Source organism: Sphingomonas sp., assembly GCF_036388215.1.
GTDB lineage: Bacteria > Pseudomonadota > Alphaproteobacteria > Sphingomonadales > Sphingomonadaceae > Sphingomonas.
In genome coordinates, this window is the sequence record NZ_DASVSH010000017.1 from 162061 (window position 1) to 183003 (window position 20943).

20 protein-coding genes are annotated in these 20943 nt (G+C 64.6%); 12 read left to right on the plus strand and 8 right to left on the minus strand.

Annotation, left to right across the window (positions count from 1 at the left end; genetic code table 11):
* Positions 1-6 precede the first annotated feature (6 nt).
* On the plus strand, positions 7-2556 hold the full coding sequence (gene gyrB / locus VF617_RS08720) for a DNA topoisomerase (ATP-hydrolyzing) subunit B (RefSeq protein ID WP_331014479.1): 2550 nt from the start codon (positions 7-9) through the stop codon (positions 2554-2556).
* Here gyrB and VF617_RS08725 read toward each other — a convergent pair.
* Positions 2553-3383, minus strand: coding sequence for an oxygenase MpaB family protein (locus VF617_RS08725; RefSeq protein WP_331014480.1), 831 nt, complete (start codon positions 3381-3383; stop codon positions 2553-2555). The genes gyrB and VF617_RS08725 overlap by 4 nt on opposite strands.
* Before the next feature lie 107 nt (positions 3384-3490).
* Here VF617_RS08725 and VF617_RS08730 point away from each other — a divergent pair, with 107 nt between their 5' ends.
* Both VF617_RS08730 and ppc read left to right on the plus strand, forming a co-directional pair.
* Complete coding sequence (locus VF617_RS08730) at positions 3491-4516, plus strand: L,D-transpeptidase (protein WP_331014481.1); 1026 nt, start codon at positions 3491-3493, stop codon at positions 4514-4516.
* A 56-nt stretch (positions 4517-4572) separates the two neighbouring features.
* Positions 4573-7245 (plus strand): phosphoenolpyruvate carboxylase, encoded by a 2673-nt coding sequence (ppc, locus tag VF617_RS08735; protein WP_331014482.1) that lies wholly within the window; start codon positions 4573-4575, stop codon positions 7243-7245.
* Positions 7246-7249: 4 nt separating this feature from the next.
* Here the strand turns inward: ppc and VF617_RS08740 are convergent, their stop codons facing one another.
* Together VF617_RS08740 and glpX are read right to left on the minus strand one after the other, a co-directional pair.
* Positions 7250-9112 (minus strand): CocE/NonD family hydrolase, encoded by a 1863-nt coding sequence (locus VF617_RS08740; RefSeq protein ID WP_331014483.1) that lies wholly within the window; start codon positions 9110-9112, stop codon positions 7250-7252.
* A 103-nt stretch (positions 9113-9215) separates the two neighbouring features.
* Positions 9216-10187, minus strand: coding sequence for a class II fructose-bisphosphatase (gene glpX, locus VF617_RS08745; RefSeq protein ID WP_331014484.1), 972 nt, complete (start codon positions 10185-10187; stop codon positions 9216-9218).
* Positions 10188-10322: 135 nt separating this feature from the next.
* On the opposite strand from glpX, the gene VF617_RS08750 reads away from it, so the two are divergent.
* Positions 10323-10667 carry a hypothetical protein gene (locus tag VF617_RS08750; RefSeq protein WP_331014485.1) on the plus strand — a complete coding sequence of 115 codons (345 nt, stop codon included), beginning with the start codon at positions 10323-10325 and terminating at the stop codon, positions 10665-10667.
* A gap of 45 nt (positions 10668-10712) precedes the next feature.
* Here the strand turns inward: VF617_RS08750 and VF617_RS08755 are convergent, their stop codons facing one another.
* The 3 genes from VF617_RS08755 to VF617_RS08765 form a co-directional block, all read right to left on the minus strand.
* Complete coding sequence (locus VF617_RS08755; RefSeq protein WP_331014486.1) at positions 10713-12005, minus strand: homoserine dehydrogenase; 1293 nt, start codon at positions 12003-12005, stop codon at positions 10713-10715.
* Positions 12006-12167: 162 nt separating this feature from the next.
* Positions 12168-13121: an isopenicillin N synthase family dioxygenase gene (locus VF617_RS08760; protein ID WP_331014487.1), complete on the minus strand. Its 954-nt coding sequence runs from the start codon at positions 13119-13121 to the stop codon at positions 12168-12170.
* A 58-nt stretch (positions 13122-13179) separates the two neighbouring features.
* Positions 13180-13674, minus strand: coding sequence for a hypothetical protein (locus VF617_RS08765; protein ID WP_331014488.1), 495 nt, complete (start codon positions 13672-13674; stop codon positions 13180-13182).
* A gap of 103 nt (positions 13675-13777) precedes the next feature.
* Here VF617_RS08765 and VF617_RS08770 point away from each other — a divergent pair, with 103 nt between their 5' ends.
* From VF617_RS08770 to VF617_RS08805, 8 genes are all read left to right on the plus strand, one after another.
* A complete protein-coding gene (locus VF617_RS08770; protein WP_331014489.1) occupies positions 13778-15013 on the plus strand; it encodes a multidrug effflux MFS transporter in 1236 nt (411 codons plus the stop codon).
* 84 nt (positions 15014-15097) lie between these two features.
* Positions 15098-15439: a DNA primase gene (locus VF617_RS08775; RefSeq protein ID WP_331014490.1), complete on the plus strand. Its 342-nt coding sequence runs from the start codon at positions 15098-15100 to the stop codon at positions 15437-15439.
* 38 nt (positions 15440-15477) lie between these two features.
* Positions 15478-16071: a YdeI/OmpD-associated family protein gene (locus VF617_RS08780; protein ID WP_331014491.1), complete on the plus strand. Its 594-nt coding sequence runs from the start codon at positions 15478-15480 to the stop codon at positions 16069-16071.
* A gap of 76 nt (positions 16072-16147) precedes the next feature.
* On the plus strand, positions 16148-16555 hold the full coding sequence (locus tag VF617_RS08785) for a biopolymer transporter ExbD (protein ID WP_331014492.1): 408 nt from the start codon (positions 16148-16150) through the stop codon (positions 16553-16555).
* A gap of 55 nt (positions 16556-16610) precedes the next feature.
* Positions 16611-17444, plus strand: coding sequence for an MliC family protein (locus VF617_RS08790; protein WP_331014493.1), 834 nt, complete (start codon positions 16611-16613; stop codon positions 17442-17444).
* Positions 17445-17454: 10 nt separating this feature from the next.
* Complete coding sequence (locus VF617_RS08795; RefSeq protein WP_331014494.1) at positions 17455-17847, plus strand: acyl-CoA thioesterase; 393 nt, start codon at positions 17455-17457, stop codon at positions 17845-17847.
* Between the two features lie 369 nt (positions 17848-18216).
* A complete protein-coding gene (locus tag VF617_RS08800; RefSeq protein WP_331014495.1) occupies positions 18217-18672 on the plus strand; it encodes a DUF2975 domain-containing protein in 456 nt (151 codons plus the stop codon).
* Positions 18672-18899, plus strand: a complete 228-nt coding sequence (locus VF617_RS08805; protein ID WP_331014496.1) for a helix-turn-helix transcriptional regulator — start codon at positions 18672-18674, stop codon at positions 18897-18899. The genes VF617_RS08800 and VF617_RS08805 overlap by 1 nt, the downstream gene beginning before the upstream one ends.
* A 96-nt stretch (positions 18900-18995) precedes the next feature.
* Here the strand turns inward: VF617_RS08805 and VF617_RS08810 are convergent, their stop codons facing one another.
* Positions 18996-19766: an ABC transporter permease gene (locus tag VF617_RS08810; protein WP_331014497.1), complete on the minus strand. Its 771-nt coding sequence runs from the start codon at positions 19764-19766 to the stop codon at positions 18996-18998.
* A 238-nt stretch (positions 19767-20004) separates the two neighbouring features.
* On the minus strand, positions 20005-20943 hold the full coding sequence (locus tag VF617_RS08815) for an ABC transporter ATP-binding protein (RefSeq protein ID WP_331014498.1): 939 nt from the start codon (positions 20941-20943) through the stop codon (positions 20005-20007).

Below are 20943 nucleotides of genomic sequence, written 5' to 3' on the forward strand. Positions count from 1 at the left end.
TCCTATATGCTAGGCATGGCAAATACCGACGATGCGACCCCCGAAAATCTCCCCAATGCGAACGCCTATGGCGCCGACTCGATCAAGGTGCTCAAGGGCCTCGACGCGGTGCGCAAGCGGCCCGGAATGTATATCGGCGACACCGATGACGGATCGGGGCTTCATCACATGGTGTTCGAGGTTTCGGACAATGCGATCGACGAGGCGCTGGCGGGGCATTGCGATCGCATCCTGATCACGCTCAACGCCGACGGGTCGGTGTCGGTCGAGGATAATGGCCGCGGGATTCCGACCGGAATCCATAGCGAGGAAGGCGTGTCTGCAGCCGAAGTCATTATGACTCAGCTCCATGCGGGGGGCAAATTCGAGAACACCAGCGACGACAATGCATACAAGGTTTCGGGCGGCCTCCACGGCGTCGGCGTATCGGTGGTCAACGCGCTTTCGGAATGGCTCGACCTCAACATCTGGCGCGACGGCGAGGAGCATTACATGCGCTTCGCATTCGGCGATGCGGTGGCTCCGCTCAAGGTGATCGGGCCGGCCGTGGATGCCGAAGGGAAGAGCAAGAAGGGGACCAAGGTCACTTTCTTCGCCAGCCCCGCGACTTTCAAGATCACCGACTATGATTTCGAAAAGCTCGAGCATCGCTATCGCGAACTGGCCTTTCTGAACTCGGGCGTGCGCCTGTTCCTGCGCGATGCGCGGCACGAGGAGATCAAGGAAGTCGAACTCTATTACGAAGGTGGAATCGCCGCGTTCGTCAAATATCTGGATCGCAACAAGGTGGCGCTGATGCCCGATCCGGTGGCGATCTCGGGCACGCGCGACGACGTGACGATCGACGTCGCGCTCGAATGGAATGATTCCTATTACGAAAACGTCCTCTGCTTCACCAATAACATCCCCCAGCGCGACGGCGGCACGCACCTGGCCGCTTTCCGCGCGGCGCTGACTCGCACGCTCAACAATTATGCCGACAAATCGGGGATGCTGAAGAAGGAGAAGGTCACCCTGACCGGTGACGACATGCGCGAGGGACTGACTGCGATCGTCTCGGTCAAGCTGCCCGATCCCAAGTTCAGCTCGCAGACCAAGGACAAGCTCGTCTCGTCCGAAGTGCGCCAGCCGCTCGAAAGCCTGATGGCGGACAAGATGGCCGAATGGCTGGAGGAAAATCCGGGCCACGCCCGCGCGATCATCGGCAAGGTGATCGACGCCGCCGCCGCACGCGAGGCCGCCAAGAAGGCGCGCGAGCTTACCCGGCGCAAGGGCGTGATGGATATCGCCTCGTTGCCCGGCAAGCTCGCCGATTGCCAGGAGCGCGATCCCGCGAAATCCGAGCTGTTCCTTGTAGAGGGCGATTCCGCCGGCGGCTCCGCCAAGCAGGGCCGCGACCGCCATTTCCAGGCGATCCTCCCCCTTCGCGGCAAGATCCTCAATGTCGAGCGTGCGCGCTTCGACCGGATGCTTTCGTCGCGCGAAATCGGGACGCTCATCCAGGCGATGGGCACGGGCATCGGCCGCGACGATTTCAACCTGGAGAAATTGCGCTACCACAAGATCGTCATCATGACCGACGCAGACGTGGACGGCGCGCATATCCGCACGCTGCTGCTGACTTTCTTCTACCGCCAGATGCCCGAAATCATCACCGGCGGGCACCTCTATATCGCCCAGCCGCCGCTCTATAAGGCCACCAAAGGCCGTTCCGAAGTCTATCTCAAGGACGATGCGGCGCTCGATCAATATCTGGTCGATGCGGGGGTAAGCGGCACGATCCTAGACACGCAGGGCAGCCAGCGCAGCGGTGCCGATCTTCGCGGCCTGGTCGAGCATGCCAGGCGCACGCGCACATTGATGCGCTATGTGCCGCGCCGCTATTCGGCCGACATCATCGAAGTGCTCGCTTTGGGCGGTGGGCTTGATCCCAATGCGACGCGCGAGGCGCGGACCGAGAGCCTGAAGACCGTCGTCACCCGGCTCGACGCTGCGGATACCGAAGCGCGCTGGTCGGCCCGGGTCACCGAGGATGGCGGCTATCATTTCGAGCGGCGCTGGCGCGGTGTGACCGACCACCACATCGTCGAGGCGGGTTTCCTTGTTTCGGCCGAGGCGCGCAAGCTGCATGCGCTGGCGGTGGAGCAAGCTCCGGCCTATCTGCTGCCGTCGCGGCTGATCTCGACCAAGTCGAGCGCTGCCGCCGATGCGGAAACCGCCGCCGCGGCCGTGGAAGGCGCGGAGGAGAGTGACGAGCCGGTGATTGCGGCCAAGGGCGAGACCCTGGTCTCGCGCCCCAGCCAGTTGCTCGACGCGATCCTGGCGTTCGGGCGCAAGGGCTTGGCGATCCAGCGCTACAAGGGCCTGGGCGAGATGAATGCCGAGCAGCTCTGGGAAACCACTCTCGATCCGCAGAACCGCTCGATGCTCGTCGTCGCGGTCGATCAGGCCGATGTGGCGGACGAAATCTTCACGCGGCTGATGGGCGACGTCGTCGAGCCGCGCCGCGAGTTCATCCAGGAGAATGCGCTGAGCGTGGCGAACCTGGACGTTTAGCGGAACGCCCAGCGGAAGGCGCTGGCGATTCCCGCAGTTCCTGTACGCACCACCGGCATGGCGATGCCTGGCCCCGAAAGCGCGTGCATCTCGCGCGCCCATGCCGGGAGCAGATCGACCGCGGCCTGGAAGATCATCGCCTGGAAGGGCTTGACCGAGAGGCTCGGCGCGGGCTGGGCGAGCACTAGGCGGGCGACTTCGCGGGTGCGGGCGTCCGCCACCAGTTCCGCCCGCATCTCCTGGATCAGCGCCTCGGCTTCGGCGCGGCTGCGCGGCACCGGATCGGCGCCCAATGCCTCCGCAATGATAGCAAACTCGGCGAAATAGCGGTCCTGATCGGCCAAGGGCATGCGGGGCTCGGCATAGCGGATCCACGCATCGAGGAAGCAGACCGCTTCGGTCACATGGACCCATGCGAGCAGCCGTGGATCGTTGGCGGCATAGGGCGTGCCGTCGGGAAGGAATCCCCGCACCCGCAGATGCACTTCGCGTACTTTCTGGATCGCAGCCTCCGCCGCTTCACGCGAATCATATCCCGTCACCGCGATAAAGCGCGCAGTGCGCCGCAGCCGCCCGAGCATGTCCTGCCGGAATGCCGAATGGTCCCACACGCCGGCCAGCACCGCCGGGTGTAGCATCTGGAGCAGGAGCGCCGATACGCCGCCGACCATCATCGTCACCACATCGCCATGCACGCGCCAGCACACCGATTGCGGCCCGAACAGCCCGTCGGGCTGGCGCACGACGGGCTTCTCGCCCTTCGCGGAATCGTTGAAGACCGAGCGGACCTGCGCGATCAGCGCGCGTTTGAAGGGATTGGGCGGCACGCTTCCGCCTAATCGCGTGCGTGTGCCCAGGTCAAACGTCGCTTTTTTGTTTTCGGATCGCGCGGGGGATGGTTAATGCATGACCAGTCGAGCCGGCGGGGAATGCCATGCTGAGGACCAAGCATAGCCGCGCGTTGATCCTTGCCGCGTCGGTCGCCCTGCTGGCCACCGCCGGCGCAGCCCAGATGCAGCCGCTCAGCGCTGGCAATGTCATGGACGCAGTCGCGCGGCTCAAGCCTGGTCAATATATCTGGGTTCCCGAGATCGCGCCCGAGGGGCCGCTGCTCGTCGTCGTCAACATCGCGACCCAGCGGCTGATCGCCTATCGCAACGGCGTGCCGATCGGCGTCTCCACCGTGTCGACGGGGCGGCCCGGCCACCGCACGCCGCTGGGCGTGTTCACGATCCTCCAGAAAGCGGTGCGCCACCGTTCGAGCAAATATTCTAACGCGCCCATGCCCTATATGCAGCGGCTCACCTGGTACGGGATCGCACTGCATGGCGGGGCGCTGCCGGGCTATCCGGCCTCGCATGGCTGCATCCGGCTTCCGCACGAATTCGCGCCCTTGCTGTTCGGCCAGACCGATCTCGGCATGACCGTGGTGATCGTCGACCAGCCCGCCGAGCTCCGGCTGGCCCCGACGCCGCAAATGGCGCGCGCGTCCCCGCCCGGCCCGGCGGTGTGGCGGCCCGAGCTTTCGCCGAGCGGGCCGGTTTCGATCGTGGTGAGCGCGGCGGATCGCCGGATGGTCGTGTTGCGCAACGGCGTCGAGATCGGATCGGCGCCGGTGACCTTCGACGGCGTGATCGACCGGGTGCAGGCCTATGTGCTGCGCGACATGATTGCTGGCGAATATCGCTGGGCGAAAGTGCCCCTGCCCGGCCAGGGCTATTCACCCGCGGCGGAGATGCACCGCCAGGCATCGGGCCGTTTCCAGGGCAGCGACCCCTTTCGCCGCGCGCTTGCCGCAGTCGTCGGCCCGGGCACGACCATGGTCGTCATCCCTGACACGCTCAGCATGGACGGCGGCGCGCATCCGCCGGACCAGCAGATAGCCGTGATCGAGGATGAGTCGGTCGTTGCCGAGTGGATGCAGGATGAGGAATTGACCGAGGGCACGCTCACGCGCTGATCGGCAAAAGCAGAACTTTGTTGACCGGCATTCCTATTGCGGTGCAGCAATTGCCTATGGCTAGTCTGGCGATCGCAAACAATTCCGATGTCCGCTTCTTGGGCAAGCTCCTGGGCGACGTGATCCGCGCTTATGGCGGCGAGGAGCTGTTCAGGCGCATCGAATATATTCGCGCGACTTCAGTGGATCGCGCGCGCGGCGTGGCGGGTGCCGGGTCGATCGATCGCGGGCTTGATCGGCTGACGCTCGACGAGACGCTCGATTTCACGCGCGGCTTCATGCTCTTTTCGATGCTCGCGAATCTCGCCGAAGACCGCCAGGGAGTCACCGCCGAAGCCGATGCCGATCTGGCCGGCGCGCTCGCTCGGCTGAAGGACGAAGGCATCGGGCATGATGCTGTGGTGAAGCTGCTCGGCCATGCGCTGATCGTCCCGGTGCTCACCGCGCACCCGACTGAAGTGCGTCGCAAATCGATGATCGACCACAAGAACCGGATCGCCGAGCTGATGCAGCTCAAGGATCTGGGGCTCGATGAAACCGAGGATGGCGACCGGATCGAGGAAGCCATTCTTCGCCAGATCGCGTTGCTCTGGCAAACGCGCGTATTGCGCCGCGAGAAACTGGGCGTGGCCGACGAGGTGGAAACCGCGCTCTCTTATCTGCGCGACGTGTTCCTGCCGGTGATGCCGGCGCTTTACGCGCGCTGGGATCGCGCGCTGGGCGAGCGCGCGCCTTCGTTCCTGCGCGCGGGCAGCTGGATCGGCGGCGATCGCGACGGCAATCCCTTCGTCACCGCCGAATCGATGCGGGTGGCAGTGGGCAAGGCGGCGGAAGCGGTGCTCGGCTATTATCTGGGCGCGGTCCATGCGCTGGGCGCCGAGCTCTCGATCTCGATCGAGCATGTCGAGGTCGGCGAAGCGCTGCTCGCGCTGGCGCATGTCAGCGGAGACGACGCGAAGAGCCGCTCAGACGAACCTTATCGCCGCGCGCTTTCGGGCGTCTATGCCCGCCTCTCCGCCACGCACCAGGCGCTGACCGGGAAGCCCGCGCCGCGCCCCGCGCCGCTGATCGCAAAGCCCTATGATACGCCGGCGGAGTTCCGCAACGAGCTGGTCACGGTCGCGCGCGCGCTTGCGAACCGGGAGGAGGGACCGCTGGCAACCGGCGGGGCGCTCGGGCGGCTGATTCGCGCGGTCGAGACTTTCGGCTTTCACCTCGCCACGCTCGACATGCGCCAGAACAGCGCGGTGCATGAGCGCGTTGTGGCGGAATTGCTCAGGGCCGGCGGCGTCTGCGACGATTATGCCGCGCTCGACGAAGCCGCCCGCGTCGAATTGCTGCGCCGAGAGCTCGAAAGCCCGCGTCCGCTGACCAGTCCCTATGCCGATTATTCGGAGGAGACCGCGTCCGAGCTCGCTATCGTCCGCGAGGCCGCGGCGGCACACGCCAAATATGGGCGCGCGTGCATCACGCATTACATCGTTTCGATGGCGCAGTCAGTGTCCGACCTGCTCGAAGTGCATCTGCTGCTCAAGGAAGCCGGGCTCTATCTTCCGGGCAGCGAGCCACAGGCGCACATCATGGCGATCCCCCTGTTCGAGACTATCGCCGATCTGCAGGGCGCCCCCGCGATCATGGAAGCGTGGCTCGCAATCCCCGAAGTCGCGCAAATCGCCGCTGGGCGCGGGCATCAGGAAGTGATGATCGGCTATTCGGATTCGAACAAGGATGGCGGCTATCTGACCTCCACCTGGCAGCTCAGCCGCGGCTCGACTGCGCTCGAGCCGGTGTTCGAAAAGGCCAATCTGGGCATGCAGCTCTTCCATGGCCGCGGCGGCGCGGTCGGGCGTGGGGGTGGATCGTCGTTCGCCGCGATCCTCGCCCAGCCCAAGGGCACCGTACAGGGCCGCATCCGCATCACCGAGCAAGGCGAAGTGATCGCGGCGAAATACGGCACGCGCGAAAGCGCGATGACCAATCTGGAAGCGATGGCCTCGGCCACCTTGCTCGCCAGCCTCGAGCCCGAAAAGCTCGCCCCCGCGGATGCCGAGCGCTTCGCCGCGGCGATGGACCAGCTCTCCAACACCGCCTTCAAGGCGTATCGCGGTCTGGTCTACGAAACCGAGGGCTTTCGCAGCTTTTTCCGCCAGGCGACTCCGATCGCCGAGATCGCCGGGCTCAAGATCGGCTCGCGCCCGGCCAGCCGCAAGAAATCGGATGCGATCGAGGACCTGCGCGCGATCCCCTGGGTGTTCAGCTGGGCGCAGGCGCGGATCATGCTGCCCGGCTGGTACGGCGTCGGCGCGGCGCTCGATGCGTTCGAGGACAAGGGGCTGCTGCGCGAAATGGCGAGCACTTGGCCGCTCTTCGCCTCCACGCTCGACAATATGGAGATGGTGCTCGCCAAATCCGACATGGAGATCGCCGGGCATTATGCCGCGCTCGTGGAGGACACGGGCCTGCGCGATTCTATCTTCGGGCGGATCAGCGAGGGCTGGCAGGCGACGCATGACGGCCTGCTCCAGGTCACCCGACAGACGCGGCTGCTCGAAAAGCATCCGGGGCTTGAGACCTCGATCCGCCTCCGACTGCCCTATATCGAGCCGCTCAACCTGCTCCAGATCGAATTGCTCAAGCGTCACCGCGCCGGGGAGGACGACCCCCGCATCGGCGAAGGTATCCTGCTCTCGATCAACGCGATCGCCACTGCGCTGCGGAACAGCGGCTGACCTGTTACTTCATCACCGGCAGCGTTATCATCGAACCCGCGCACACGCGCTGCGTCGCCTTCACGAAGTCCGCTTCGCCCGCCTTGTAGATGTTCGGCACGAACTTCTGCGGGTTGCGGTCGATCACCGGGAACCAGCTCGACTGGACCTGGACCATGATGCGGTGGCCCTTCTTGAAAACATGGTCGTGATCGCGCAGCGGCACGTCCCAGGCCACCACCTGGTTCGGCGTCAGCGGCGTCGCCTTCTCGAAGCTCTGAAGATAGCGGCCCCGGCGCACCTCCATCGCGATCGGGAACTGATAGCCGTTGAGCGTGCGGGGATATTGGCCCAGCGCTCCGCCCGATCCCTTGGCTTCGTAATCGTCGGGCAGCACGTCGATCAGCTTGACCACCATGTCGCTGTCGGTGCCAGAAGTCGAAGCCATCAGTAGCGCCGCGACCGCGCCGGTGACGGTCAGGTCCGCATCCAGCGGCGCGCTGACATAGGAAAGCACGTCGGGGCGGTGATCGGCGAAGCGCTGGTCGGCGGCTTCCCACCAGCGCCATTCCTGCGAGGGATAGGTGCGCGAGATCGGGCGCTCGCGGAAGGGTACGGGATTGGCCGGGTCCGACACGAATTCGCGGCATTGCCCGGCATCCGTGGGCGCAGCGAAGGACAGGCTGCCATCCGCCTGGAGGTAGAGATTCGTCGCGGTCGTGCCGGGGGCGGGCCACTTCGCATAGCTCTTCCATTCCCACGAGCCGCTCTGGAACATCTTCGCCTCGAAAGCGGGCTTGGTCCCCTTGCCGTGGAGCCAATAGGCGAAGAAGGGCGCCTCCACGTCGCGCTGGAACTCGAAGCCGCTGTCCTTGCCGAAGGGGATATAGCCGACATTGTTGCCGGCCGTGCGCCAGGTGCCGTGCGCCCAGGGGCCGCCTACGATCATGTTGAGGCCCTTAGGGTCCTTCTCCTCCATCTTCCCGTAGATCTTCCAGCTGCCAAGCGGGTCCTCCTGATCCCAGAAACCCGCGACGTGGAGCGTGGGGATGGTGGTCACGCCCAGTCGCTCGGTCCAGCGCTGGCGCTTCCAGAAATCGTCGTAATCGGGGTGCTCGATGATCGCGCTGAGCATGGGCACGCTGCCCTTGAAATATTTCTTGTCGAGATTCTCGACCGAACCGAGCTTCAGGAACCAGTCATAGGTATCGACGGGCGCCTTTCCCCCATAATCGAAGTCCTTGCCCTGGTCGTTGTTCTGCAAGGAAAACAGCCAGTCGGTCGCGTAGGACAGCCGCATCGCGCCGTAGCGGTGGAGATCGTCGTTGATCCACCAATCGTTCCACGCGGCCTGGGGGCTCACCGCCTTGAGCGCGGGATGGGGATTGGCGAGCGCGATCGCGGCGGCATAGCCGGGATAGGAAACGCCCCACATCCCGACCTTGCCGTTATTTTCCTTCACGTTCTTCACGAGCCAATCGACCGTGTCATAGGCGTCGGTCGCTTCGTCCACGGCCTTGGAGCCCTTGGGGATGAGCGCCATCGACATGGTGAAGTCGCCGTCCGACTTGAACTGGCCACGCATGTTCTGGAACACGAGGATGTAGCCGTCCGCCGCGAGGAACTTCATATTGCCCTCCGTCGCGGGGGCCTGGGCCGGCATGCCATAGGGCGTGCGCTGGAGCAGGATCGGCAGCTTGCCAGTTTTGCTCTTCGGCCGGAGGATCACGGTCTGCAACCTGGCGCCATCGCGCATCGGGACCATGATTTCTTCAAAGGTGTAAGCCGGGCTGTCCGGGGGTGCGATAACCTGCGGGGTCTGCGTTATCGCGGGTGTGAGGGGCGCGGCCAGAGCAGCGAGGCCGGCGAGAAGCAGTGCGCGAGTCATATTTCTCCGTCCATATAATCGTCATCCCCGCGAAAGCCGGAATCTCGTGCCGGCATCTACCGATCGCTTGCCGCCCGAGACCGGCTTTCGCCGGGAACGACGACTAGTTAGTCCGGTGCTCGCCCTTGACCCAGCGGACCGTTCCCGAGCTGGCGCGCATCACTACGCTCTCGGTCGTCATCTTGCCTGCCATGCGCTTGACGCCCTGGAGCAGCGAACCGTCGGTAACGCCGGTTGCGGCGAAGATGCAGTCGCCCCTGGCCAGCTCGGTCAGGTCATAGATCTTGTCGAGGTCCTCGATGCCCCATTTGCGGGCGCGACTGCGCTCGTCATCGTTGCGGAACAGCAGCCGGCCCTTGAACTGGCCGCCGACGCAGCGAAGCGCCGCGCATGCGAGCACGCCCTCTGGAGCGCCGCCCGAGCCCATGTACACGTCGATCGTCGTGTCGGGATTGGTGGTGGCGATCACGCCGGCCACGTCGCCGTCGCCGATCAGCATCACGCCGCAGCCGATCTGGCGCAATTCGGCGATCAGCTTTTCGTGGCGCGGGCGATCGAGCACGCAGGCGATGATCTCGTGCGGGGCTACTCCCTTGGCGGCGGCGATCGCCTTCACATTCTCGGTCGGCGAGCGGGCCAGATCGATCACCCCATCGGGATAGCCTGGGCCGACCGCGATCTTGTCCATATAGACGTCGGGCGCGTTGAGCAGCCCGCCTTCTTCGGCCACCGCGAGGACCGCGAGCGCATTGGGGCCCGCCTTGGCGCAGATCGTGGTGCCTTCCAGCGGATCGAGCGCGATGTCGATCTTGGGGCCGGTGCCCTGCGCCGCGCCGACCTTTTCGCCGATGAAGAGCATCGGAGCTTCGTCGCGCTCGCCTTCGCCGATCACTACGGTGCCGTCGAGCGGGAGCTTGTTGAGCGCATCGCGCATCGCCTCGACCGCTTCATGATCGGCGGCCTTCTCGTCTCCGCGCCCGGTCAGTTTGGAAGCGGCGATCGCCGCGGCTTCGGTGACGCGGACCATTTCCAAAACGAGAACGCGGTCCAGGGTCTGGCTGGCGGGCTGCTGCATGGCGATGAGAAATCCCCTCTAAAGTCTGGGCGGAGCGATAGGAGCGGCGCGCGCGGATGTCGATCCGCTAACGCGACGCCGTCCGCATTTCCGCCACATCGTTTCGGCACATATCCGAACGTTAGGGAGATGTGCATGCTGCTGCCGATCATGCTGCTGCTTCAGGATTCGGCCGCGGCGCGCGCTTATGCCGAATATCGCGAGAAAACGAGCATCGAGGTACGCTGCCAGCAGCCGAAGGATGCCAGCGAGATCGTCGTGTGCGCGCGCCGGCAGAGCGACCGGCTGCGGCTGCCGCTCGTCCCCAGCTATCGCGCGCGAAGCGACATGGGCGACATGCGCACCGCGCGGCTGCTGGACACCGCCCCCGCCCCCTGCGGCGAAGGCGCTTTCCTGGTCAATTGCGGCTCGGTCGGCGTCGGCATGACCGTCAGCTCGGGCGGCAGCGTCCGGTATGTCCGCCGCGAGACCGCCCCTTGAGGAATATATCGCGTAGGGCCCATCTCAGCCGCGCGAACCCCTCGATCAGTCCCCCAATATGTGCATCCACATCGGCTCGCCGGCCAGCGCCTGCGAGCCGCGCAGCCGCTCGAGCGCCTGGGCCACCGCCCGCTCGGGCGCTTCATGCGTGACGATCGCGACAAGCACGCTGCCGTCCGCGCTGGCGCCGCGCTGGATCAGGCTCTCGATCGAAACGCCCGCATCGCGCATCGCCGCGGCGATCTCCGCCAGCACGCCCACCTTGTCCGCGACGGTGAAGCGAAGATAGGCCCGCCCGCGCCGCACGCCACTCTCGGCGGGGGCCTGCGCCGCCAGCGCATCGGCGGGCATCGCGTATGGCGGGCCGAATTCTCCGCGCGCAATGTCGATCAGATCGGCGACCACCGCCGACGCCGTTGGCCCATCGCCCGCGCCCGCGCCTTGGAATAGCAGCCGGCCGGCGAAATTGCCCTCCGCTACCACTGCGTTGGTCGATCCGGTCACATGCGCGAGTGGATGGCTCAGGGGCACCAGATGGGGGTGAACCCGCTGGAACAGCCCTTGCGCACTCGAATCCGCGATGCCGAGCAGGCGGATGCGGTAACCGAGCGCCGCGGCTTCGGCGATGTCCGCCGCAATGACATGGCGGATGCCCCCGATCGCGACATCGCCGAACGCCGGCTGGGTGCCGAATGCGATGCTGGCCAGGATCGAGAGCTTGTGCGCCGCGTCCACGCCATCGATGTCGAAGCCCGGATCGGCCTCGGCATAGCCCAGCCGCTGTGCTTCGCTGAGGATATCGGCGAAGTCGCGGCCTTCCGCTTCCATCTTGGAGAGGATGAAATTGCAGGTGCCATTGAGGATGCCGTAGATTCGCCCGATCACATTGGCGGCCGCGCCTTCGCGCAGCCCCTTGATCACCGGCACGCCGCCCGCGACCGCGGCTTCGAACTTGAGCGCGAGCTTCCCGCTTTCGGCAGCGCGTGCCAGCTCCAGCCCGTGATGCGCGATCATCGCCTTGTTGGCTGTCACCAGGCTCTTGCCCGCGCCGAGCGTCGCCCGCGCGAGCGCCAGCGCCGGGCCGTCCGATCCGCCGATCAGCTCCACCACCACATCGGCTTGCGCGTGGCGCGCAAGCCCGGCGGGATCATCGATCCAGTCGAAGCGGCCAATATCCACGCCGCGATCCTTCGAACGATCGCGCGCCGAAACCGCCACCACCTGGATCGCGCGGCCCGCGCGCCGCGCGATCAGCTCGCCATTGGTGTCCAGCAGCCGAATGACGCCCGCGCCCACGGTGCCCAGGCCGGCCAATGCGATGCGAAGCGGTTCGGTCATTCTTGCCCCCATTTTCTCCCCTCCCTGCAAGGGAGGGGCCGGGGTGGGTGCGAGGAGCGCAGCTCCGAGCCCCGACGCCCGACATGAAAGCGACGGCCGGGGCATCGAGCCCCGTCCGCCGCTAGCCCACCCCTAGCCCCTCCCTAGGAGGGAGGGGAGATACTATTTCTTGATCAGCCCTATCTCCACGAGCCGCTCCTGGAGATAATCGTGCGAGCTGATCGGCTCGGGATAAAGGTTCGGCCGGTCCGTGCTGATGCAGCCGGCGAGCGTCTCGATCGCGAAATCGGGGGCGGGGTGCAGGAAGAAGGGCATCGAATAGCGGGCATGGCCGCGGCGCTCGGGGGGGGGATTTACAACGCGGTGGGTGGTTGAGGGGAGAACGTGGTTGGTCAGGCGCTGGAGCATGTCTCCGACGTTTACGACCATCGCGCCTTCGGGAGGCTTGATCGCCAGCCACGAACCGTCGCGGTCGAGCAACTCAAGCCCCGCTTCCTCGGCGCCGAGCAGCAGCGTGATGAGGTTGATATCCTCATGCGCGCCGGCGCGAACTTCGGGCGCATTTTCGTCCACCGGGGGATAATGAAGCAGGCGCAGCACCGAATTGCCGTCCTTTACCGCGTGATCGAACCAGTCAGGCGCAAGCTTCAGATAGCGCGCGATCGCGGAGAGCAGCCGGTCCCCGGCATCCTCCAGCGCCTGGAACAGGTCGAGAAAGGTTTCCTTGAAGCCCTGGGGCCGATCGGGCCAGATATTGGCGGGCATGAACTCCTCGAAGCGGTGGCCCCGCGCCAGTTCGCGCCCCACATGCCAGAATTCCTTGAGGTCGACATAAGTCGCGCCCTTGGCGATCTCGGTCTTGAACGGCGTCAGGCCGCGCGCGCCGCCCTGACCAGGGATGAAATAGCGGCGCTTTTCCTCCTCGGGCAGCGCGAAGAAAGCCTTGGTCATCGTCCAGGCGCGATCGATCACCGGCTGCGGCACGCCATGATCCGAAACCATCGCGAAGCCGAAACGCTGAAAGGATTCCCCGAACCTGCGCGCGAAGCCCTCGGGATCGGCGGCCTGACCGGCCATCGAGACGAGCGGAACCTGCTCTAGGACATTGGTGGACATGCGAGTCTCCTGATCCGAACCGGATAGACCCGCAAGCGCCTTACAAACAAGCTCCCGCTCAGCCCCTTACTTCGATCCTGCCTTTCGCCTTGTCCTCGCCATCGGCATTCAGCTCCAGCGTAAAGGGTTCGCCCTCCTTGGTGGTTCCCGAAAAGCCATTGCCCTTGGGCTCGACCTTGAAGCCCTGCCTGGCGAGATTGTCGCGGAACCACGCCTGGACGGTGGCGAGCGGCGCCGGGCTGTCGAAGGCGACCGTGACATGGTTGTCCTGCTTGGTCCCGAGCTTGTCGTTGCCCACCGCATTCAGTTCGCGGATCGCCGATTTGGGATAGAGCTTGAGCCCGCCCACGTCGAAATCCTCGGCGGTGAGGTTGATCCTGGGCAATTTGCTCGCGATCGAGACGCCGGGCGCTTCGATAGAAAGCTGGCCGTCCGGCCCGGTCTTGATGCTGACATTGCCCTCACCGCTATTGCCGCTGAGCGAGATGTTCGTCCCCGCTCCATCGCAAGCGGCGAGGGCGAGCGGCGCGAACAGCAGTGCAAAACGAGCCATGATCGTCTCCATGGGCGTATTATATATACAACACACTATAGGTTAGGCAGTTTTTGGTCAAGCGGGGGTGACGCGAGAAGCCCGATCCGCCATCTGCATCGCCATGAACGCCGCGCCCCCACCCAAGAGCCAGAGCGCCGACAGCGCCCCCTTGGGCTTCGCGGAATTCGTCTCGCTGATCGCGGCGATGATGGCGCTCACGGCGCTCGGCATCGATTCGATGCTGCCCGCACTGCCGGCGATCGGCGAAGCGCTGGGCGTGAGCGAGCCAAATGACCGCCAATATGTGATCACTGCCTTCCTCCTCGGCTTCGCCTTCGCCCAGCTTGCTTATGGCCCGCTTTCGGATCGCTTCGGCAGGCGCCCGGTGCTGGCCATCGCGCTGGCCTGTTACGTCGTTACGACCGCGCTGGCCGCGGTCTCCGGAAGTTTCGTGCTGCTGCTGGTCGCGCGCGCGGCTATGGGGACCGCGGCGGCGGGCGCGCGGGTCGTTTCGGTTGCCCTGGTCCGCGACTGCTATGCCGGCCGCGCAATGGCGCGGGTGATGAGCCTGGCCTTTATCGTCTTCATGGCCGCGCCGATCATCGCACCAAGCCTGGGTCAGCTCGTGCTGTTCGCCGGGAGCTGGCGGCTGATCTTCTGGGCGGTCGCGATCATCTCGATGGCGGTGGTGGCGTGGTTCTGGCTGCGCATGCCCGAGACCCTGCCGCTCTCCGCCCGGCTTCCGCTCACGCCGCGCCGCGTGGTCGGCGATTACATGAAGGTGCTGCAGGATCGCTGCGCGGTGGGCTACACGCTGGCGATCGCACTGCTCTCGGGCGCCATGTTCGGTTTTATCGGATCGATCCAACAGGTGATGGCGGATGTGTTTCACCGCCCAGAGCTGCTCGCGGTCATCTTTCCCTGCGTCGCCGGCACGATGGCGGTGGGCTCGTTCGTCAATTCGCGGCTGGTGATGACGGTCGGCATGCGCCGCATTTCGCATAGCGCGCTCGCGGGCATGATCGCGCTGGCCGCAGTGCATCTCGCCGTCGCCTGGAGTGGGCGCGAGACGATATTGAGCTTCACCTTGCTCCAGGCGCTGATGATGGGGTGCATGGGGCTGGCCAATGCCAATTTCTCGGCGATGGCGATGGAGCGGATGGGCGAGATCGCCGGCACGGCGTCGAGCCTGCAGGGCTTCATCACCACGCTGGGCGGCGCGGTGATCGGCGCGGCGGTCGGCCAGGCTTTCGATGGCACGACGGTCCCGCTCTACGTAGGCTTCCTGCTGATGGGGCTGCTTTCGTTCGGGATCATCGCCATCACCGAGCGCGGGCGGATGTTTAAGGCAAGTTAGGTTTTCCAGGGAACGACTACAGCCCTCCCGCCGTTCGCTTGATCAACCGGGCGATCCCCGCGCCGGCAGCGAAGAGGACAGGCAATGGGCGGAAATCAGGTCCCACCTCACCCCACCGACAATTGGGACGCCGAAGGCTATGACGAGAGCCAGGGCGCGGAGATCATCGAAGCCACGCTGGATGGCCCCAGCAACGGCGTGATCCTCACCGACATTCCGCTCGGTGATGTCGAGGGCGCGGCTGCCGGCGAAGACGAGCTCACAATGGTCGAGGATGAACTGGGCGAAGAGGATGACGAGGCCGACCTCACTGCCGACAATCTGCGCGAGGACGAAATCCAGGCCGACTTCGACGACGAGGATGTCGACGATGACGAACTCGACGACGAAATCGACGAGACCGAGGACAGGGCGCTGCGCCCCTGAAGCTTGACGCTGCGGACATGGCGCGACAGCATCGCGCCATGTCCAGAGACCCACGCATCGATGCCTATATCGCCGACCGCGCGGAATTCGCGCGGCCCATCCTCCTCTGGCTGCGCGAGCGGGTCCACGCCGCCTGCCCGGAGGTGGTGGAAACGATCAAATGGTCGAGCCCCGCCTTTGTCTATAAGGGCAAGCCGCTCGCCAACATGGCTGCGTTCAAGGGGCACGCCACCTTCGGCTTCTGGCATCGCCAGGAACTGAAGACCGGCAAGGAAGGCTCGGCGATGGGCCAATATGGCCGGATCGAATCGCTCGACGACCTGCCCGACGCCGCGACGATCGAGCGCCAGGTGAGGGATGCGATGGCGCTCACCGATTCGGGGACCAAGCCCGCACGCGCGCCGAAGGCGCCCAAGCCGGAGCTGCCGGTTCCGCCCGAACTCGCCGAAGCGCTGGCGCAGGACGATGCGGCCTCCGCCACTTTCGATAGTTTTCCGCCAGGCTGCCGCCGCGAATATTGCGAATGGATCGCCGAAGCCAAGCGCCCGGAGACCAAGGCCAAGCGCGTCGCCGAGGCGATCGGCTGGATGCGCGAAGGCAAGCGCCGCAACTGGAAATACGAGAATTGCTGAGCCGATAAGAGCCGGATTGGCCTTGCACCCCGCGCGGGGAATGATATGTTGCATCATCACAAACAGGAGAGGTGCCATGGCTCGTGCCCGCGTTTCCGAACCCGCCATTTTCAGCCAGATCAACGTGACGCCGTTCATCGACGTGATGCTGGTGCTGATCGTGATGATGCTCCTCAGCCTTCCTCTTGCGACGCACAAGGTGGCGGTGGAGCTGCCCAATGGAAACCCGCCGCCCGATATCGTGATCAAGCCGCATCAGCTTACGATCGACCGCGCCGGCGCGCTGTTTTTCGACGGGCGCCCGGTTTCCGACGCCGCCCTTCCCGCGACGCTCGGGGCGATGCAGGCCCAGCCAGGGGCAGTGCTCCAGATGAACCCCGATCCCGAGGCGCGATATGAGCGGTTCGAATCCGTGCTCGCCACCGTCAAGCGGGCAGGCGTCACGCGGCTGGGCTTTACGGGTCACCTGCCGCTAGAGGATTAGAAGGAACGGGCGGGCAGGCCGGTTCGTTACGCATCCGGACTATTAAGGAACACCGATGCGCCCGATCCTGCTTGCTGCCTGCGCCTTGGGTGCCTGCACCTTCCAGCCCGCCGATCAGAATGCCGCCAATGAAACGGTGCTGGCCGAGAATATCGTCGCGGAAGTGCCGACCAACCCGCCGCCGCTGCCCCCGGTCCCGCTCAACGCGACCGACAACTCCGCCATATCGGTTTCCGAGATACCCGCCATCGACGAGACCGCGCAGGGCGCGGCCGATGTCGTCCAGACCTATTATGCGCTGATCGGCGAGAAGAAATATGCAGAGGCCTGGGCTTTATGGGAGAATGTCGGCAAGGCATCGGGGATGAGCGCGCAGGCGTTCGCCGCCGGCTTCGGCAAATATGCCGCATATAATGCTCAGGTCGGCGCACCCGAGGCAATCGATACCGGGGCGGGCCAGCGTTACGTGACCGTGCCGGTGCAGATCAACGGCAAGCTCAAGACCGGCGCGCTGGTCAGCATGGCCGGTTCGGTGACGCTGCACCGGACGCCGGTCGATGGCGCGAATCAGGAACAGAAGAGCTGGCGCATCCGCACCGCCGACATCAAGCCGCGCCCAACCGACACCGCGACACCGCCGCCGCTCGATAACCAATCGACCGCCCGCTACAAATGCATCGACGGTTCGCGGATGACCGCGGCATTTGATCCCGACAACGGCAAAGTGACGATCACGCGCGCGGGCAAGACGCTGGTCCTCAAGCAGCAGCGCGTCGCATCGGGCATCCGCTACGCGGCTGGCGGGGTGAGTTTCGCGGGCAAGGGCGAGAGCATGACCTTCAGCCAGCCTAATCTGCCGCCGCTTCCCTGCAGTCCGATCCGGCGCTAATCAGGGGCACATGACGCCCTTTCGCCAGACCATCACTGCCCGGCATGAAGACATCGACGAGCTCGGCCATGTTAACAATGCGGTCTGGGTGAAGTGGATTCAGGAGGTGGCGGTCGCGCATTGGATGTCGCTTGCGCCGGCGGCGGACCAGGACGCCTATTTCTGGGTGATAACCCGCCATGAGATCGACTATCGCGGCAACGTCGCCGACGGCGAGACCGTGACCGCGGAGACATGGGTGCAGGAGCCGCCGCGCGGGGCGCGGTTCAATCGCCACATGCGCTTCACCGGCGCGGACGGGAAAGTGAGGGTGGAAGCGGTATCGACCTGGGCGATCATCGAGCGCGAAACCGGCCGGATTGCGCGCGTGCCCAAGCATCTGGCCGAACTGTTCCTCGACTGAACCTGCGCTTAAGTTGACACCAGGGTCACACTATCGCGCTTGTTTCGCGCGACGCGAATGTTCCCAATGTTCGCAGTTGCCAACGGCTTTGGAACGACGATTTCAAAGAGCGGACGGCAAGTGCCGCCCGCGCAGCCAAGCAGCCGAAATCCTACATTGCAGCCTGGTCTTCAGTTGTGAGCGCACGGCAGCTTTCGACCCACTTTCGGTCGTTCACCGAGGTCCGCGGGCTGCCCCAAACCAGTCGCTCGTTCATCCCGGGTGGCCGGCGCTAGGTCTCGAAGAAGCGACATACGACTGTCAGAAATTTATCTCTTGCTTAAATATCTCTTCCAGTATTTAACTAAGACATCAATTTTGGAGGTGGGAATGTCGAACGTAAAGCTGGTGCGAGCTGCACGCTATCTGACGTTGATGGTCTTGGCGCTCGCAGTGCTTGGGGTCATGCTCAACAGCATCGGCCTGCTTGATGCTAGTCGCGATGCCAGGATTCGTCATCTCGCAGCGACTCTTCCCACGCTATTCTATGTAGCTGCGATCTGGATGATTCAGCGCGCGCATGCCGCGATTGGCAGAGGCGACGCAGTCGAGACGGCACTCGCCGCCCTGCTGGAACGACTTGGGATCTGCCTTTTTCTGGGAGGCATCGCCCGGGTGTTCGGGCAACTCTGGATCGTTCGTTTGGCCTTGGGCGTCCCGGCGAGTTGGGCATGGTTTGATGTCGCGGCGGTTACCCTCGGCTGCGTCGGACTTTTGCTATTTGTCTTGGCTCGACCGCTCCGCGAGGCAGCCAAGGTGCGCACCGAGCTTGCCGAGATCGTGTGATGCCAATGCAGGTAACGCTGGATAAGGTACTCGCTCGACGCGGAGTCACGGGGAAAGAAGTCGCACGAGAAGTGGGGCTGAGCGAAACACAGCTATCACTATTTCGCTCCGGTAAAGTGCGCGGCATCCGCTTCTCGACGCTGGCGCGGCTGTGCCTCGTGCTGGAGTGTCAGCCCGGCGAGTTGCTTGCCTACTCGCCAGATCCAGGTGACCTGACCGAAGTGTAATTGCGGGCTTTGAACGGCAGCTATTGCGGTCTCGCCTCCTCGAAGTTGCCGTTCAACAACCACCCAATAGCGGCCGTTCAGTTACGAGGCCCCGACCTAGTTCTTGAGCCGATACCCCGTCCGGAAGATCGCCACGATCAGGCCCAGGCAGATCGCCAGGAATATGCCGGTGAAGCCCAGGCTCCAGGCGATATCGACATCGCCCTTGCCGAAGAAGCTCCAGCGGAAACCGCTGACCAGATAGACCACCGGGTTGAACAGCGAGATCGTCCGCCACGGTTCGGGCAGCATATCGATCGAGTAGAATGCGCCACCCAGGAAAGTGAGCGGAGTGACCAGCAAAGCGGGCACGATATTGAGCTGCTCGAAGCCATTGGCCCAGATGCCGATGATGAAGCCGAACATGCTGAACGTGACCGAAGTCAGCAGCAGGAACGCTAGCATCGCCAGCGGATGATCGATGCGCAGCGGCACGAAGAATGCCGAGGTCGCCAGAATGATCAGCCCGATGACGATCGACTTGGTCGCCGCAGCCCCGACAAAACCGATCACCATTTCGACCGCGGAGATCGGCGCCGAAAGCAACTCGAACACCGTGCCGGTGAATTTGGGGAAGTAGATGCCGATCGATGCATTGGCGATGCTCTGGGTCAGCAGCGAAAGCATGATCAGCCCGGGCACGAGAAAGCTGCCGTAATTGACATCCCCGATCGAATCGATCCGGCTGCCGATCGCGCCCCCGAACACGATGAAATAGAGCGAAGTGGTGATCACCGGCGTCACGATGCTCTGCCAGAGCGTGCGCAGGGTGCGCGCCATTTCGAACTTGTAGATCGCCCAGATGCCGTGGAAATTGACGCCGGTCATGCTGCTTTTCCCTCTCCCGCTCGCCCTGAGCCTGTCGAAGGGCCGGTTGCCGCGCGTGATGCGCTTGGCGAAAAGGATGCCTCGACAAGCTCAGCATGAGCGGGGTCGGGGCCACGTCCATCAAGTCCGCTCACCCTGAGCCTGTCGAAGGGCAGGGCGGCGAGCGGTGCGCTTGTAGCGAGAGGTGCTTCGACAAGCTCAGCATGAGCGGTGGGGCGAGCGGCGTTGGCGTGGGACGTCATGCCGCGGCCTCCTGGGGCTGCTCGACCAGATCGACGAAGATGTCCTCGAGGCTGGACTTGCTGGTGTCGAGATCGGTGAAGCCGATGCCGAGATCGGTGAGCCTGCGCAGCAGCGAGGGAATGCCGGTACGCTCGGCCTGCGCATCGAAAACATAGCGCAGCCGGTGGCCCTCATCCTCGAGCGTAAGATGCCAGTCGGCGAGATCGGCGGGAATCACGCCCATCGGCTCGGAGAGAGAAATGTCCATCTCGCGCTTGCCGAGCTTCTTCATCAGCTCGCTCTTATTCTCGACCAGCAGCAATTGCCCCTTGTCGATCACGCCCACCCGATCGGCCATTTCCTCGGCCTCCTCGATATAATGGGTGGTGAGGATGATCGTGACGCCGCGCTCGCGAAGGCCCCCTATCATCTTCCACATATCACGGCGCAGCGAGACATCGACGCCCGCCGTCGGCTCGTCTAGGAAGAGGATGTCGGGCTCGTGGCTCAGTGCCTTGGCGATCATCACGCGGCGCTTCATGCCGCCAGAAAGCTCGCGGATCTGGCTGTCGCGCTTGTCCCATAGCGACAGGTCCTTGAGCACCTGGTCGAGATGCGCCGGATCGGGAGCCTTGCCGAACAGCCCGCGCGAGAAGCGCAGCGTCGCGGCGACGGTCGAGAACATGTCGACGGCGATTTCCTGCGGCACCAGCCCGATGCGGGAGCGGGCTTCGCGAGGGCTTCGGACCGCGTCATGCCCGTCCACCAGGATCGTGCCCGAACTGGGCGTGACGATCCCGCAGATGATCGAGATCAAAGTCGTCTTGCCCGCGCCGTTGGGGCCGAGCAGCGCGAATATCTCGCCCTTGCGGATGTCGAGATCGACATGGTCGAGCGCCTTATGGCCCGAGGCATAGGTCTTGCTGACCTGAGAGACCGACAGGATGGATGGCAT

What these genes read in the sequence shown, in the direction of transcription:
- VF617_RS08795 (WP_331014494.1), top strand. Translation starts at nt 17,455, where the DNA reads ATGACGCCCTTTCGCCAGACCATCACTGCCCGGCATGAAGACATCGAC.
- VF617_RS08760 (WP_331014487.1), bottom strand. Translation starts at nt 13,121, where the DNA reads ATGTCCACCAATGTCCTAGAGCAGGTTCCGCTCGTCTCGATGGCCGGT.
- VF617_RS08765 (WP_331014488.1), bottom strand. Translation starts at nt 13,674, where the DNA reads ATGGCTCGTTTTGCACTGCTGTTCGCGCCGCTCGCCCTCGCCGCTTGC.
- VF617_RS08740 (WP_331014483.1), bottom strand. Translation starts at nt 9,112, where the DNA reads ATGACTCGCGCACTGCTTCTCGCCGGCCTCGCTGCTCTGGCCGCGCCC.
- gyrB (WP_331014479.1), top strand. Translation starts at nt 7, where the DNA reads ATGCTAGGCATGGCAAATACCGACGATGCGACCCCCGAAAATCTCCCC.
- VF617_RS08750 (WP_331014485.1), top strand. Translation starts at nt 10,323, where the DNA reads ATGCTGCTGCCGATCATGCTGCTGCTTCAGGATTCGGCCGCGGCGCGC.
- VF617_RS08785 (WP_331014492.1), top strand. Translation starts at nt 16,148, where the DNA reads ATGGCTCGTGCCCGCGTTTCCGAACCCGCCATTTTCAGCCAGATCAAC.
- VF617_RS08810 (WP_331014497.1), bottom strand. Translation starts at nt 19,766, where the DNA reads ATGACCGGCGTCAATTTCCACGGCATCTGGGCGATCTACAAGTTCGAA.
- VF617_RS08770 (WP_331014489.1), top strand. Translation starts at nt 13,778, where the DNA reads ATGAACGCCGCGCCCCCACCCAAGAGCCAGAGCGCCGACAGCGCCCCC.
- VF617_RS08790 (WP_331014493.1), top strand. Translation starts at nt 16,611, where the DNA reads ATGCGCCCGATCCTGCTTGCTGCCTGCGCCTTGGGTGCCTGCACCTTC.
- ppc (WP_331014482.1), top strand. Translation starts at nt 4,573, where the DNA reads ATGGCTAGTCTGGCGATCGCAAACAATTCCGATGTCCGCTTCTTGGGC.
- VF617_RS08800 (WP_331014495.1), top strand. Translation starts at nt 18,217, where the DNA reads ATGTCGAACGTAAAGCTGGTGCGAGCTGCACGCTATCTGACGTTGATG.
- VF617_RS08755 (WP_331014486.1), bottom strand. Translation starts at nt 12,005, where the DNA reads ATGACCGAACCGCTTCGCATCGCATTGGCCGGCCTGGGCACCGTGGGC.
- VF617_RS08730 (WP_331014481.1), top strand. Translation starts at nt 3,491, where the DNA reads ATGCTGAGGACCAAGCATAGCCGCGCGTTGATCCTTGCCGCGTCGGTC.
- glpX (WP_331014484.1), bottom strand. Translation starts at nt 10,187, where the DNA reads ATGCAGCAGCCCGCCAGCCAGACCCTGGACCGCGTTCTCGTTTTGGAA.
- VF617_RS08780 (WP_331014491.1), top strand. Translation starts at nt 15,478, where the DNA reads ATGTCCAGAGACCCACGCATCGATGCCTATATCGCCGACCGCGCGGAA.
- VF617_RS08805 (WP_331014496.1), top strand. Translation starts at nt 18,672, where the DNA reads ATGCCAATGCAGGTAACGCTGGATAAGGTACTCGCTCGACGCGGAGTC.
- VF617_RS08775 (WP_331014490.1), top strand. Translation starts at nt 15,098, where the DNA reads ATGGGCGGAAATCAGGTCCCACCTCACCCCACCGACAATTGGGACGCC.
- VF617_RS08815 (WP_331014498.1), bottom strand. Translation starts at nt 20,943, where the DNA reads ATGCCATCCATCCTGTCGGTCTCTCAGGTCAGCAAGACCTATGCCTCG.